The following is a 14,051-nucleotide window of genomic DNA, read 5'->3' as shown; positions in this document are numbered from 1 at the left end:
GGGTGCGGATCTCATTTGTTGTGCGGCGCCTGCTGCAAGCACTGCTGGTGCTCGCGCTCGCGTACACCGCGGTGTACATCCTCCTTGCTGCGCTGCCTGGCGACGCCGTGCTGGCGCGCTATGGCAACCCAGACCTGGGACTGACACCGCAGCAACTCGATGAGATCCGCACCACCTACGGTTCGGATCGGCCGTTCTTCGCGCGCTACTTCGAATCGCTCGGGGCGTTCCTGCGGGGCGACTTCGGCTACTCCGTCTACAGCGGCACGGCGGTCTCGACGCTGATCCTGGCGGCGCTGCCCTCCACGCTCACTCTCGCGGTGCTCGGACTTGCGCTCGCGGTATTCCTCGCCGTGACCATTGCCTTCACCGCGACCTACGGCTCGGCGCAGTGGCTGCGCCGCCTGTTTCGCAATCTGCCGCCGTTCTTTGTCTCACTGCCGGTGTTCTGGATCGGAATCATCCTGATCCAAGTCGTTTCGTTCCAGCTCGGCCTCGTCCCTGCGATCGGTGCCACCGGGCCAGAAGCGTTGATCCTCCCAGTGATCACGATTGCGATCCCGATCGCGGCGCCCCTCGCCCAAGTGCTGATGCGCAGCATTGACGAGGTGCGCGCGCAGCCGTTCGTCACGGTCGCGCGCGCGCGGGGCGAGCACATCCTGGCTGCTGTGGCGCAACGTTGCACGAAACGCGTTGCTCCCCACGCTCACGATGGCCGGGCTGCTGTTCGGCGAGCTTGTCGGCGGCGCCGTCATCACAGAGACGGTCTTCGCCCGCGCTGGTGTGGGCCAGCTCACGGCGCAGGCGGTCGCGAACCGCGATACGCCGGTGTTGCTCGCCGTCGTGGTGCTCAGCACGGTCGTATTCGTCTTCATTAACCTCATCGTCGATCTGCTCTACCCGGTGCTTGACGCCCGGCTGCGCGTGAAGGCCCCGGCGCCAGCACCGAAGCCCGCATCCCAGCCCGCGCCGGAGCAGACCGCGAAGCCCGCTGCCACGCAGGGAGCGCTGCGATGACTCTCACACGACCGACGCGGCAGCTCGGCGCTGGCCCCCGCACCACGCAGGTGTTCTGGCGCCGCGAGCGCTCTATCACCTGGCTCCGCTTCGCGCTCCCGGTGTTCGTCATCGTCCTTGGGCTCGCCTGGGCGATCGCGCCTGGCCTGTTCACCTCATTCAGCCCCACTGAGACGGTCGGCCCTGCGCTGCAAGCCCCGAGTGGCGCACACTGGTTTGGCACCGATGCGACGGGGCGTGACGTTTACACGCGCGTGATCTTCGGTGCATCCGAGTCGATCGTTGGCGCGATCGTCGCCGTCGCTGTCGGCTTCGTGATCGGCACCACGATCGGTGTGCTCGCCGGATCCGTCGGCGGCTTCCTCGATGAGATCCTGATGCGCCTTGTCGATGTGCTGCTCGCGATCCCGGCCCTTCTGCTCTCACTCACGATCGTGATTCTGCTCGGCTTCGGCACCACGAACGCGGCGATCGCTGTCGGTGTGACGTCGATCGCGGTGTTCGCCCGCCTAGCGAGGTCACAGGTGGTCAGCGTGCGCGTCAGCGAGTACGTTGAGGCCGCGTATGGATCCGGTGGCACCTTCGCCAGTGTCCTGTGGCGCCATATTCTCCCGAACTCGCTCACCCCGGTGATCGCGCTCGCGGCACTGCAGCTCGGATCCGCGATCCTGCAGATCTCGACACTCGGCTTCCTCGGCTATGGTGCACCGCCGCCCACACCGGAGTGGGGCCTGCTCATTGCAGAGGGCCGCAACTATGTCGCAACGGCATGGTGGCTCACTGTGCTTCCCGGTGTTGTCGTCGTCGCTATTGTGCTCGCCACGAACCGCCTGAGCCAGGCAATCCGAGGAGGAGATTCCGCATGAGCGTCACCCCAGTGCTCAGCACCACTCCGCTACTCAGCGTCCGTGATCTCGCGGTCGAATACCGCACCAGCCACGGACCAGTGCACGCCGTCAGAGGCGTCTCGCTCGAAGTCGCGCCAGGCCAGGTCACCGCGCTCGTTGGTGAGTCCGGGTCGGGAAAGACCACGGTCGCGCAGTCCGTGATCGGGCTGCTCGCAAGCAACGGCACGGTCACTGCTGGAGACATCACTCTGCACAGTGAGCTCAACGGCACCGAGCGCCTCGATACGCTCTCGGAGCGCAGCTGGCGCCAAGTGCGCGGGCGCCGAATCGGCCTGATCCCGCAGGATCCGGGGAACTCACTCAACCCGGTCGCGAAGATCGGGGCGAGCGTCGGCGAAGCACTCCGCATCCACGGCTGGCGCGATCGCCGCCGTGTCCAGGCGCGTGTGCTTGAACTCCTGGAGCGGGTCGGCATCGACGATCCTGAGACGCGCGCGCAGCAGTACCCGCACGAGCTCTCCGGTGGCATGCGGCAGCGGGTGCTGATCGCTGCGGCGCTCGCCCTGGAGCCCGAGCTGATCATCGCCGACGAGCCAACCAGTGCCCTCGACGTCACGATCCAGCAGACCGTGCTCGATCTGCTCGACGGGCTGCGAGCGGAGACCGGTATGGGAGTGCTGTTCATCACGCACGATCTTGCGGTAGCCGCGGATCGCTCAGACACGATTGTCGTGATGCGCGGCGGCGAGGTGCAGGAGGCCGGGCCGTCGGCGGCAGTGCTGTCGGCTCCAGCCTCGCCCTACACAGCGAAGCTGCTGAGCGATGCGCCGTCGCTGACGCGCGTGGTGACGCGGGAGGCGAAGCCCGGTGGTGCTGCTGCCGGTGCACGTGCCGGTGGTGGTGCGAGCCGCGGTGCCACGACGCAGCCGCTGGTGACGGTCTCGGGGTTGCGGCAGGAGTTCCGCGTCGCGGGGCGCTCGAGCTCCTTTGTCGCCGTCGATGACGTGTCCTTCACTGTGCCGCGCGGCACGACACACGCGCTCGTCGGCGAATCTGGATCCGGCAAGACCACCACTGGTCGCGCCATCGCGGGCTTCCAACACCCCACCTCCGGCACCATCACTGTCGGTGACACCGACGTGACGCAATTGCGCGATGTGCGAGCGTTCCGTCGGCACACTCAGCTCGTGTACCAGAACCCCTATGGATCGCTGGATCCGCGCCAAACCATTGGCGCAGTGCTGGGGGAGCCGCTGCGCAACTTCAAGATCGGCTCGCCGCGAGATCGGGATGACCGCATCGCACGCGCGCTTGACCTCGTCGCGCTCGCGCCTGAGCTGCGCGATCGCAAGCCGCACGAGCTCTCGGGTGGCCAACGTCAGCGCGTTGCCATTGCCCGCGCGCTGATCGTTGAGCCGGAGCTTGTGGTGCTCGATGAGGCCGTCTCGGCGCTTGACGTCACCGTGCAGGCTCAAATTCTCCGCCTGCTCTCTGAACTGCAGTCCGAGCTTGGACTGACCTATATCTTCATCTCCCACGATCTCGCGGTGGTGCGGCAGATCGCCGACACGGTATCAGTGCTGCAGCACGGCACGCAGGTTGAGTTCGGGACTGCGGAGCAGGTCTTCGCGGATCCGCAGCACGACTACACGCGTGCGTTGCTCGCGGCGATTCCCGGCGCCGGGCTGCGCGTCGGGCCTGGGGCCGAGGCTGCCGGTGCCGCCGGAGCCGGTGCCGCTGGTGCGGGTGCCGCTAGGCCTGCTGCCGTGAATCCTGCCGAGCCGCTGCTGTTGCAGCGACCATGATCTGATCCCTGAAAGGACCCCATGACAGAGCAGAATGCCGCCGCCGTTTCTTCCGAGGCCGGGGCTGGTGGCCCCGGGACGCATGCCCAGGCCGATCTCATCGATCTGCTTGCGGGGATCGCGCCGGGGAGCCGGCTCGCCGCGATCCGGGACCGCCGGCCGCAGGCGAGGGAAAACGCGCAGGCGAGTTTCGTCGCGCTCCTCGAACCGGAGGAGCCGGGCAGTTTCCCGCTCAGCGAGCGCTACGCGGTCGCGGCATTTGTTGCGCTGCTGCACGAGTTCCCCGACGCAATCGACTTCACTGTCGACGTGCTGCGGGACGAGGCCGCTGAACTCGTTGAGCCGCTGCGCGCGGCGGCTGTTGGAGCGCGCACGAACGGACCCGTTGGGGCGTACCGCGAGCCCGCGCTGCGCGACGAAAGCACACCCGCCGTGCGCTGGACGCCAGACGCTGAGCTCACCGCTGCGGTGGGGGATCGTCTCGCTGCGGCGCTTGCGCACACGCACGGGCTCGTGTTCCGGCCGCGTGAATCCCGTGAGACGGATCTCGCGAAGCTTGTGAACGCCGGGTGGTCGGCCGACGACATCGTGACACTGTCGCAGCTCGTGTCGTTCCTCGCCTTCCAATTGCGCGCGGCATGGGGGCTACGCGTGCTCGCCGGGACCGCGACAGCTGCTCCGAGTGCCGCTTCGGCCGTCGCCGTGGGCGAGGGTGGCGCGGGCGAGGGCGGCGCTGATCCGGCGCCTGCTGCGGCCGGTGGGTCCGAGCCTGCCGAGCTGCCTGCCGGGATCCACGCGTACCCCGATCTTGCTCGCCCTGAGCGGTTCACGCAGGAGGGCCTGGGCTGGGTGCCGTGGCTCGAACCGGTTGCTGAGGCAGACCTGACGGCGCAGCAGTTGGACGCGCTGATCGAGCCCGCGCGCGCGAAGATGCCGTACTTCCGGTTGCTCGCGCGCGATCCGGCAGCCCTGAAGGCGCGCACGCTCACCGACCTCGACATCTTCTTTACGGTGACCGACGGGATCGGCCGCGCCGAGCGCGAGTTGGCGGCCACTGCGGCCTCGCGCCACAACGGTTGTGTGTTCTGCGCCTCGGTACACTCGGCAGCGGCGACGCGAGAGTCTGGTCGCGGCGAGACGGTCCAGCGGTTGCTTGACGACGGTGTGGGCGCGGATCTCGGTGACCCGGTGTGGAACGCGGTGGTCGCGGCCTCAGTGGCGCTGACGGATACGCCGCTGCGATTCGGCACCGGCGAGATCGAGCAGCTGCGCGCGGCTGGCCTTGACGATGGAGAGGTCGTCGACGTGATCAACGGGGCCGCGTTCTTCAACTGGGCAAACCGCCTGATGCTGTCGCTCGGGGAGCCGCAGGTGCCCGCGCGGCGTGCGGGGCAGTGATGGGCGGAGCTGGGGTGAGCGGGGTCGGTGGATCCGGCGCGTCCGGGCTGGCAGAGCTGCCAGGGCTGCTTGATCACGTGGTGGTTGCTGGCCCTGATCTGGCGCACCTGGTCGACTGGTTTGCCGAGCTCACGGGCGTGCGGGCAGCTGCAGGCGGAGCGCACCCCACGGGGAGCGCCAACGCGCTCGTCGCGCTCAGCATTGCTGGCGCGCGCGGGCCGCAGTACCTTGAGCTGATTGGCCCGGATCCGGATCGCGCGTCACCTGAGTTGCCAGCCGTGTTCGGCATCGGATCGTGCGGTGCAGCCGCTGAGCCGTGGGTGCACAGTTACGCGGTGCACCCTCCGCGGATCGCGGAGACCGTGGCGCTGGCGCACGCCGCCGGCGTGGAGCTTGGCCCGGTGCGCGAGCTGTCGCGGCTGGCGCCGGACGGCACGCTGCTCGAGTGGCGACTGACCCTGGGAGCCGATGGCCAGCAGGCGGCGAGGCCGGAGCTGCCGTTCCTGATCGACTGGGGTGCCACCCGGCACCCAGGCGAAAGCACCGATCCGGTCGTTGAACTGCTGGAATTCGCGCGCGTTGAGCCTGATCCGGCGGCTGCCGAGCGGCTGGAGCGCGAGCTCGCGGCCCTGGGCCTTGGCGCCGGTGTTGCCCGGGTGCTGCGAGGCGAGCCCGGCGAGGATCCCGGCTACCGCCTGACGCTGCGCGGGCCGAGCGGTGAGGCCGTCAGTCTCGGAGTGTGAGGACGCTCGAAGCGGTCGCGTATCCCCGCCGTTGCTGCCGTGCCCGTGTTGTCACGCTCGTGAGCAACTCGCGAACAATTCGACGCCTGAGCTGACGGGATCGCCTCAGTTGAGGTGAGCCCCGGCGCGGAACTGGCTCAGGTGACACCGAGGACGGACGCGAAGTCCGTCGTGAAGTGAGCGTGGTCGGAGTAGCCCAGCTCCGCGGCGAGCTCGCCGATCCTGAGCTCGGGGTGTTCGCGCAGCCGTTCGGCACCCTCCTGCAAGCGGCGGCGCCGGATCATCGCGTGCAGTGAGATCCCGAAATACCTGGCCGCGATGCGCTGCAGCGTTCGCGTTGAGCTGTGCAGGCGCGGGCCAAGCTCGTCAACGCGGGTCACACCCGGATCCTGCAGTGCCACCGCGAGCGCGTTGGCCAGCGCGGCCTCAGCATCCGGCTCGGGCACACTCGCCAGCAGCCAGTCAGACACCGCGGCGACCGCCGCAGCGCGACGCCCGTCGCCTGCACGCCCAGAGTCGGTCATCGCGGCGGAGACGGTCTCCCACAGTTCCGACGCAGCGAGCGGCGCGACCGCATCGCGCAGCCGCGCGGGATCCGGCGCCGCCTCGGGAACAGAGCCGGCCCGATCGGCAGCGCCGGTGGGATCCGCGAGGCTGGCCAGTACGCCGGGAACCGCCGCTGGCAGCAACAGTGCTCCGACAGCCCAGCCCGATCCGGTCAGCACGCGTTCGGAGCGCCGCGTCGGCGGGCCAACGACAGTTACCCCGCTCGGCTCAACCACCAGATTGCAGGCGGGGAACGGGAGAATTTCCTGCCGCGAGGACACCCCGGCCGGCAGATTCCACTCGGGGATCCAGAACCAGCGCACGGCGAAGTCGAGCCCGCGAGGCGGCGCAATGCGGTGAAACTCGGGGAGGCGTTCCGGGTACAGGACGCCGCGGCGAGACTCGGTGATCACAGCGCACCCCGTCCCCGAAAGCTGTCGCAAATCCGCAAGCGCGATCGCGTTCCCCGATTCTATGGTGGGGACATGAGCACACACGAGACCCGCGCCGCGACCGGCGCGCACACGACCAACGGCCGCCCCAATGGTGCGACCAGCCTCACCCCGTTCCTCGCCATTGCGCGAGCCGCCGAGGCGATCGAGTTCTACCGCACCATCTTTGGTGCCCGCGTCGTCGATGTCACCGAGTTCGGCGGCGTGGTGGCGCACGCTGAGCTCGATTTCGGCATGGGGCATCTCCAGCTGGGGGAGCCGATGCCCGAGTATCACCTCGTCGCGCCGCCAAGCGGTGACGACGATTGCTATTCGCTCGCGCTGTACGTGCCGGACGTGGACGCCACCGTCGCTGCAGCAGTCGCGGCAGGGGCCACCGTTCGCGAGCCCGTTGCAGACTTCGTCTCGGGGGATCGTTTCGCGAGCATCCGAGACCCTTTCGGTGTGCGCTGGTCGATCATGACCCGTGTTGAAGACCTCTCTGAAGAGGAGAGCACAGCTCGCGTTCGCGCCTGGGCGGAGTCCTACGCCGCCGGAGAGTAGGGCGAGTGTTCGCAATATCTCACACCAGCGGTGTGTGAAGATTCGAAATGCTGCTGTAGCTACAGCTGCTGCTCCTGCTGCTGCTGCGCGTCTCATCAAAGTCGCCGCGTGGAGCTCGGGCGGCTGCAGGCCGTTGCACTTCACGCAGGAAATTCGAGCTCACACAGGAAGCATCCCGTGATTCTTTCCTGCGCGAGCTCGAATCCCCGTGCTGAGCTCGACTCTCATCGCGTAGTCCCCCCGCCCGCCCTCAGGCCCCGGGCGTGTATGTGGCCCCACGCCACACCGGACCACAGCTCTTCGAGCGGACCACTTTTCAACACTTTCTCGGCGTAAGAACAGTGGTCTGCTCGAGACCGTGTGGTCCGCTCGGCTTCGCATCCGGCCGCCGGAGTTTCACAGACGCACCATGGCCGCAAGTGCCGGTGCCGGATCCGCCGCCAGCTCGGCCGCACGAAGCCCGGCGGCAGCCACGAGAATCGCTCGCGCGCAGCGATCGTGCACCCGGAACGGGAGCGAGTTGAGCCCGGGCCGCGTGAAGGCGCCTCCGGTGGGCCCCTCTACGAACGGTCCGAGCGCAAACTGCTGCGGGGCGCCCGCGAGACTGCCGTCGAGGGCAGCCTCCAGCCGCCCGGTGGTCGCCTGCGTACCCTCCCCGCCAGGCACCGCGACCTCGCGCACGCGCCCGCTCGTGACGAGGTGTCGCAGCAGCGGATTGTCGCTCTCGGCCGCGCGCGACTGCGGCAGCCACGCGTCGATCAGCGTGCGCGCAGAGACCTGCGCCCGCGCACCTCGGGCGGCGCCCGCCCCGGACTCGCCCGCCCCGGGCTCATCCGCGACGACCGCCGAACCGCTCGCGGTGAACACGCCGCGGGTCACATCGGCCGCGAGTTGCACATCCGCTCCGAGGAAGCGCACCACTCCGGCGTCAGCGAGTGCCAGCAGCTCCTCTAAGCGATGCCCTGGTGGGCCGCTCGCGATGTAGCTGAAAAAGGTGTGCCATCTGCCGGGCAGCGCACGCGTGCGACTCAGCGTTCCAGGCACTCGCCGGCACCTCTGCCAGCGACAGATACACGTGCAGTGCCGTGAGGAATAGCCCCTGCGTCGCACTTCCTGCCTGCGTCGTGCGATCGCGCAGGTCACGCCCGATGTGCGCCCGCACCCGATCATTCACGGCATCACTGGGAACGGTGCCCGGCACGTCACCAAGTCCCGAGCCCGGCACGCCCCCAGGTCCCGTGCCGGGCACGGTATCACCGTCAGCCACCCGCGACAGCGGGCGATCGAAGGCCTCCAGCTCGAAGCGATCCGCCGGATCCGGCACGTGTGCGCGCACCAGATCGGCGAGGCCAGGGAGTCCCAGCCTCGCTTCGCTGCCAGCTCCGCGCGCAGCAGTGGTGCGAAGCGCTCCCACGAGACCGCGACCCGCTCGGGGTGGCCGGTGAACAGTTCCCGGTAGTACCCGGTGACGAGCTCGGCGGCGATGAGCGGCCACGCATCGCGCTCGAAGTCCAGCAGTTCGCCGCGCACCTCGCGGTCCGCGAGTCCGGCGTGGAATGCGGCCCCCAGATACTCCAGCGTCACGGGATCTCCCGCCAGTTGGCTCGTGATCTTCGAGCGGTACGGCACGCCGCGGCGGGAACCCAGGTGCAGCACCGGCTCGCGCCCGCTCGGCAGGTAGCGCAGAGCCCCGCCGTCGCCCGCGACGAAGCGGCCGCCGCGGCCCTCGGTCAACAGCACCACCAGGTCAATGGCCGCAAGCCCCATGCCGCGCACGATCACGTCGGATCCCGCCGGCACGTGGTCGAGATCAACGTCGGCCGTAAAGGCCGGCGCAACATAGTTCAGGCCGTGATCCGCCGCAAACCCAGCGAGCGCCCGCGATTCGGAGGTCGCTTCTGTCCCGTTGTGGCCGACGGCGTACACAACCAGATCCGCCGCGAGGTGTTCCCCAGACTCGAGCTGAATACGAAAGGGCCCGTCTCCGGCCACCGCGGTGGCCGTATCACGGTGCCAAGTGACCTGGAGCGTCTCCCCTGCCCGCCGCAGCGTTTCGTGAAACGCCCAGCTCAGATAGGCATTGTTCAGGCGCCGCGTCGGGAAATCACGGGCACCAATCGTGGCGAGCTCCCGATCCAGCACCGCGTCGGTGCCGCTCGGATAGGGATACTCGCCGCGGCGCACCCCGCGCACCCAGTCCGCAAATGACGGACCGGGTGCAACGGGGCCAGCGAGCTGGCACGACGCATCTGTGAAGAACGCGACGTCTTCGAGCATGGAGTTGAGCTTCAGCAGCGGAGACTGCTCTCTGCGCCAGATCCGGCCGCCTCCCGGCCGATGCGGGTCGATGAGGTGCGCCTCGATCTGTGCTCCGGGAGCCACGGCCTGGTGATTGGCCGTGATTCGTTCGAGCAGCATGACCGCGGCGGGCCCAGCACCGATGCAGGCGATCCGGATCGGCGCACTCATGGCTTCGGCAACCCAGCAGGGTTCACGAGCGACTCGGTGATCGCCTCATCACCCTGCCCCCAGCGCGTGAGAACCTCATCGTAGACACCGGTCTCGATCAGCTCGTTCACTACCACCGCGACAGGTTCAGCGAGGCCGCTGCCTCTCGCGGTGGCCGCGCCGACCTGGCCGGTGACGGGGAACGCGCTGTTGAACTTGCCAACCACGCGCGTCTCCCCGAGCGTCTGCTCCTGGAACTTCGCGAGCGAGTACGGCTGGATACTCACGTCGGCGCGGCCGGATCCGAGCGCGAGCAGGCCCGCAGCGTTGTCTTCGTAGTAGACGGCCTCGCCAGGCGCGATCCCCGCTTTTTCATTCTGCGCGATCCAGTCGAGCAGGAACTTCTCCTGATTCGTGCCGCTGCCGACAATCACCTTCAGCCCCGAGATATCCTCCGGCTTCGAGATCTCGGTGATTTCGCTGCCGTCGGCCACGAGGAAGCCCATCACGGCGTCACGATACGTGGCGAAGTCGAACAGTTCCTTGCGTTCCTCGGTGACCCCGATGTTGGTGAGCGCGAGGTCATACTTGCCCGACTCGATACCGAGCGGCCAGTCCGCCCACGCCACATTTTCCGGGGTGTACTCGAGCCCCAGCCCCTCGGCAATGAGCGAGGACAGATCGGGGTCGCTGCCGATAATGGTCTGAGCATCGTCTTCGGCGAAGAACGACGTGGGAGGAGTTCCTGCCCCGCCGAGCGCGACCGTAAGCTTGCCAGCCTGGATTGGCTGGAAGCCGCTCTCCTCGAGGGCCGCAACGGCGGCGGGGATCGGATCGATGTGTGGGCGGCCATCAAGGCTGCCCGTGGTGAGATCGAACTCGGGGACGGCGGCAGCGGCTGCGGTGTCCGAATCGGACGCGGTGTCGGAGCCGGTGTCCGTGCTTGCAGCCCGCTCGTCGTCGGTGATGACTGCGGCGCAGGACACCAGGGTGAGCGCTGCGAGCAGCGAGGTCGCGGTCAGCGCGAGGCGCGTGGTTCGTGTCAGAGTCCTCATGGCTTCGGCAGCCCAGGTGGGTTGACGAGCGATTCGGTCACGGCCTCATCGCTGAGATCCCAGCGCTCGAGCGCGTCAGCGTAGACCCCGCTCTCGATGATGCTGTTGAGCACGATAGCGACAGGCTCAGCGAGACCGTTCCCCTTCTTCGTCGTGACACCGATCTGCGCGTTCAGCGGGAAGCCGCCGTTGAGCGTGCCGACGACCTTTGATTCTCCGGTGAGCGCTGCGGCGAACGCGGCGGTCGGGTTCGGGCCGAAGATCGCGTCGACTCGGCCGGAAGCGAGCGCCAGCTGCGCCGCGGCATTGTCTTCGTAGTAGACCGGCTCACCCGGCTCAAGCCCAGCCTTTTCGTTTTCAGCAAACCAGTCGAGCAGGATCTTCTCCTGGTTGGTGCCACTGCCCACCACGACGCGGAGACCAGCGACATCCTTGGCCTCGGTGATCGAGTCGATCTCATTGTCGGCCTTCACCGCAAAGGCGAGCACGTCGTCGCGGTGGATTGCGAAGTCGAACAGCTCTTTGCGCTCCTCCGTCACGGTCACGTTCGAGACAACCGCGTCATACTTTCCTGATTCGACGCCGAGCGGCCAATCGGCCCACGCCACATTCTCCGGGGTGTACTCCAGGCCGAGACCGTCTGCCACGAGCTGCGCAATATCCGGCTCAACGCCGAGCAGCGTGGTGTTGTCATCCTCTGCGAGGAATCCGAGCGGCGGCTCGTACGCGGAGTGTGCGACGGTGAATTTGCCGGCCTGGATCGGCTTGAAACCGCTCGCCTTGAGCGCCTCGACGGCCTCAGGCACCGGATCGATGCGCGGCCTGCCGTCGACGTTTGCGGTGGTGAGGTCGAAGGGTGACTCCGCGGTGCTTGAGTCGGATCCTGAGCTGCCGCTTGCGGTATCGTCCGCGGCGCTGGACACTGCGCTGCACGCGGTCAGGCCGAGCAGTGCGGTGAGCGTGAGGCCGGCGAGCGCGACCCCTGCGACGCGGCGCGTGCGGCGAATGCCTGCACGGGTTGGTGGTGCGACTGATGTGTTCATGAGTGATGCTTTCTGTGTGGGTGAGGCTGGTGGGGTGAAGACGTGGTGGGGTGCAGACGTGGTGGGGTGCACGATCGGGATCCCGGCTGCTGGATCGAACATCGCGCTGCCGGAGCCGGCTCCGGATCAGATGACCCAGTCGAGGAACTCCTGGGTGCGCGCCTGCTCCGGTGCGCGCAGGACGATCTCGGGCGGGCCCTGCTCGATCACGTTGCCGGCGTCGAGGAACACGACATGGTCGGCGATCTCGGAGGCGAAACCGATCTCGTGTGTGACGATGATCAGTGTCGTGCCGCCGTGGGCGAGGCCCCGGATCACGCTGAGTACCTCGCCGACGAGTTCGGGATCGAGCGCGCTCGTTGGTTCATCGAACAGCAGCACATCGGGCTCCAGGGCGAGTGCCCTCGCAATGGCAACACGCTGCTGCTGCCCGCCGGAGAGTTGCCGCGGGTAGTGATCCGCGCGATCGGCGAGGCCCACCCGCTGCAGCAGCGTGCGAGCCTGCTCCAGTGCCTGTGCCCGGTTCACACGCTTCAGCCCGAGCGGGGCCTCGATGATGTTCTCGATCGCGGTGAGGTGCGGGAACAGGTTGAAGTTCTGGAACACCATGCCGACGCGGGTGCGCCGCTGGAGTACCTCCTTCTCCCGCAGCTCGAACAGTCGCTCACCGCGGCGTTCATAGCCGATGAAATCCCCGTCAATGGTGATCGAGCCGGCATCGATGGTTTCGAGGTGGTTGATCGCGCGCAGCAGAGTCGATTTCCCGGAGCCGGAGGGGCCGAGCAGAGTGACCACCTGGCCGGGTTCGATCCGGAGCGAGATGTTGTGGAGCACCTCATTGTCGCCGTAGGACTTGTGGACGCCTGAGATTTCGACGAGTCCGGTCTTCGGTGGCACCGGCGCTGAGGCCGGTGAGCTGGACGTGCTGGCAGGTGCGGTGGGCGCCGCTTGGGTGGTCAGTGCAGACACAGTGGGGTCCTAACGTGCGTGCTCGGCGGCGGCCGCGATCGAGGCGGGTGGGAGCGGACGGGCAGGGCGGGAGACGAGGCGGCGGAGACCCGCGCGGGCGCGCTGGATCGGGGTGGGCGGCAGCTCTCTGGCTGCGCCCCTGGCGAAGCGGCGTTCGATGTAGTACTGCGCAACGCTCAGCACAGTCGTGAAGATCGTGTACCACACCGCGGCGACGAGCAGCAGTGGGACGACCTGTTGGTTGCGGTTGTAGATCACCTGCACCGTGTAGAACAGTTCGGGCAGCGCGAGGATGAACACGACCGAGGTGCCCTTCAGGAGGCCGATGACCTCGTTGAACGCGTTGGGCAGGATCGCGCGGGCCGCCTGCGGCAGCATGATCCGGAAGAACCGCCTGCCGCGGGGGATCCCGAGTGCCCGGGCAGCCTCAAGCTGACCGTGATCGACCGACAGGAGCCCGCCGCGAATGATCTCAGAGGAGTACGCGGCCTGGTGCAGCGAAAGCCCGAGGATCGCGGCAACTGAAGCCGAAAGCAGACGGACTGTATCGAACTCGATGAGCCAGAAGTCGTAGGTGAACGGCCAGCCGATCCCGAGTGTGGGGAACAGGTAGCCCAGGTTGTACCAGATCACGAGCTGCACGATCAGGGGGATCGAGCGGAAGAACCAGATGAAGCTCCACGCGAAGGAGTTCAGGAGAGCCGAGCCGGAGAGCCGTGCGAGGGCGAGGAGCCCGCCGAGCACAAAGCCGATCACGGAGGACACCGCAGTGAGCCAGAGCGTGAGCCACAGGCCGCGGAGGATCGCCTCGTTGAAGAAGTACTCGGCAAACACCGGCCAGCGCCACTGCGGATTTGTGAAGAACGTCCACACGAGCTGCGCGAGGATGAAGACTGCAACGGCGCTCAAACTCCAGCGCCACCAGTGACGGAGCGGAACCACACTCAGTTTGCTGGGCTGTGCGGAGCGGGGCACGATCGCGGCAGGCGCTCCATCGCTGGGTGTGGGCGTTTGCTGTCCGGGCGTTCCCGGCCCGGCCGTACCCGGCCCGGCGGTCCCCGGGTCGGTGCCGGGGAGTCGGTCGTGAGCGTCATGAGCGTGGGTCCTGTTCTGCCGCCGTGCTGGCGATCGGCCCCTGAAGCGGGGTGAGTTGCTTATCAAGGGGTGCACGCCGATCTCGTCGG

Annotated in this window: 12 protein-coding genes and 1 pseudogene; 6 read left to right on the top strand and 7 right to left on the bottom strand. The window is 67.8% G+C overall.

From position 1 onward, the window contains the following. Nucleotides 1-8 precede the first annotated feature (8 nt). The 5 genes and pseudogenes from K1X41_RS07610 to K1X41_RS07590 all read left to right on the top strand — a co-directional run bounded on the left by K1X41_RS07610 (nt 9) and on the right by K1X41_RS07590 (nt 5,811). Nucleotides 9-1,017: pseudogene (locus K1X41_RS07610) on the top strand (ABC transporter permease). Beyond that, nucleotides 1,014-1,883: an ABC transporter permease gene (locus K1X41_RS07605; RefSeq protein ID WP_133617205.1), complete on the top strand. Its 870-nt coding sequence runs from the start codon at nt 1,014-1,016 to the stop codon at nt 1,881-1,883. Before K1X41_RS07610 ends, K1X41_RS07605 begins: the two are co-directional and overlap by 4 nt. Then, nucleotides 1,880-3,670, top strand: a complete 1,791-nt coding sequence (locus tag K1X41_RS07600) for a dipeptide ABC transporter ATP-binding protein (protein WP_220175731.1) — start codon at nt 1,880-1,882, stop codon at nt 3,668-3,670. The genes K1X41_RS07605 and K1X41_RS07600 overlap by 4 nt, the downstream gene beginning before the upstream one ends. Before the next feature lie 21 nt (nt 3,671-3,691). Further along, nucleotides 3,692-5,068 (top strand): alkylhydroperoxidase domain protein, encoded by a 1,377-nt coding sequence (locus K1X41_RS07595; RefSeq protein WP_220175730.1) that lies wholly within the window; start codon nt 3,692-3,694, stop codon nt 5,066-5,068. Nucleotides 5,069-5,082: 14 nt separating this feature from the next. Continuing rightward, a complete protein-coding gene (locus tag K1X41_RS07590; protein ID WP_258566710.1) occupies nt 5,083-5,811 on the top strand; it encodes a VOC family protein in 729 nt (242 codons plus the stop codon). A 137-nt stretch (nt 5,812-5,948) separates the two neighbouring features. Here the strand turns inward: K1X41_RS07590 and K1X41_RS07585 are convergent, their stop codons facing one another. Then, nucleotides 5,949-6,770 (bottom strand): helix-turn-helix domain-containing protein, encoded by an 822-nt coding sequence (locus K1X41_RS07585; protein ID WP_258566709.1) that lies wholly within the window; start codon nt 6,768-6,770, stop codon nt 5,949-5,951. Between the two features lie 72 nt (nt 6,771-6,842). Here K1X41_RS07585 and K1X41_RS07580 point away from each other — a divergent pair, with 72 nt between their 5' ends. After that, a complete protein-coding gene (locus K1X41_RS07580; RefSeq protein ID WP_133617209.1) occupies nt 6,843-7,352 on the top strand; it encodes a VOC family protein in 510 nt (169 codons plus the stop codon). A 396-nt stretch (nt 7,353-7,748) separates the two neighbouring features. On the opposite strand, the gene K1X41_RS07575 is transcribed toward K1X41_RS07580, so the two are convergent. From K1X41_RS07575 to K1X41_RS07550, 6 genes are all read right to left on the bottom strand, one after another. After that, nucleotides 7,749-8,396: an FAD/NAD(P)-binding protein gene (locus K1X41_RS07575; RefSeq protein ID WP_220175728.1), complete on the bottom strand. Its 648-nt coding sequence runs from the start codon at nt 8,394-8,396 to the stop codon at nt 7,749-7,751. A gap of 126 nt (nt 8,397-8,522) precedes the next feature. Next, nucleotides 8,523-9,821 (bottom strand): FAD/NAD(P)-binding protein, encoded by a 1,299-nt coding sequence (locus tag K1X41_RS07570; protein WP_220175727.1) that lies wholly within the window; start codon nt 9,819-9,821, stop codon nt 8,523-8,525. Next, entirely contained in the window at nt 9,818-10,855 is a 1,038-nt protein-coding gene (locus tag K1X41_RS07565) for an ABC transporter substrate-binding protein (RefSeq protein ID WP_220175726.1), read from the bottom strand. The genes K1X41_RS07570 and K1X41_RS07565 overlap by 4 nt, the downstream gene beginning before the upstream one ends. After that, complete coding sequence (locus K1X41_RS07560; RefSeq protein WP_132206052.1) at nt 10,852-11,898, bottom strand: ABC transporter substrate-binding protein; 1,047 nt, start codon at nt 11,896-11,898, stop codon at nt 10,852-10,854. The genes K1X41_RS07565 and K1X41_RS07560 overlap by 4 nt, the downstream gene beginning before the upstream one ends. A 126-nt stretch (nt 11,899-12,024) precedes the next feature. Beyond that, nucleotides 12,025-12,867, bottom strand: coding sequence for an amino acid ABC transporter ATP-binding protein (locus K1X41_RS07555; RefSeq protein ID WP_396426506.1), 843 nt, complete (start codon nt 12,865-12,867; stop codon nt 12,025-12,027). Nucleotides 12,868-12,876: 9 nt separating this feature from the next. Beyond that, nucleotides 12,877-13,845: an amino acid ABC transporter permease gene (locus K1X41_RS07550; protein ID WP_220175804.1), complete on the bottom strand. Its 969-nt coding sequence runs from the start codon at nt 13,843-13,845 to the stop codon at nt 12,877-12,879. Nucleotides 13,846-14,051: the final 206 nt, after the last annotated feature.

It is taken from the genome of Leucobacter luti, assembly GCF_019464495.1.
Taxonomy (GTDB): domain Bacteria; phylum Actinomycetota; class Actinomycetes; order Actinomycetales; family Microbacteriaceae; genus Leucobacter; species Leucobacter luti_A.
Note: the sequence above shows the minus strand (reverse complement) of the source record. Positions and strands in the feature narration are given on the sequence as shown.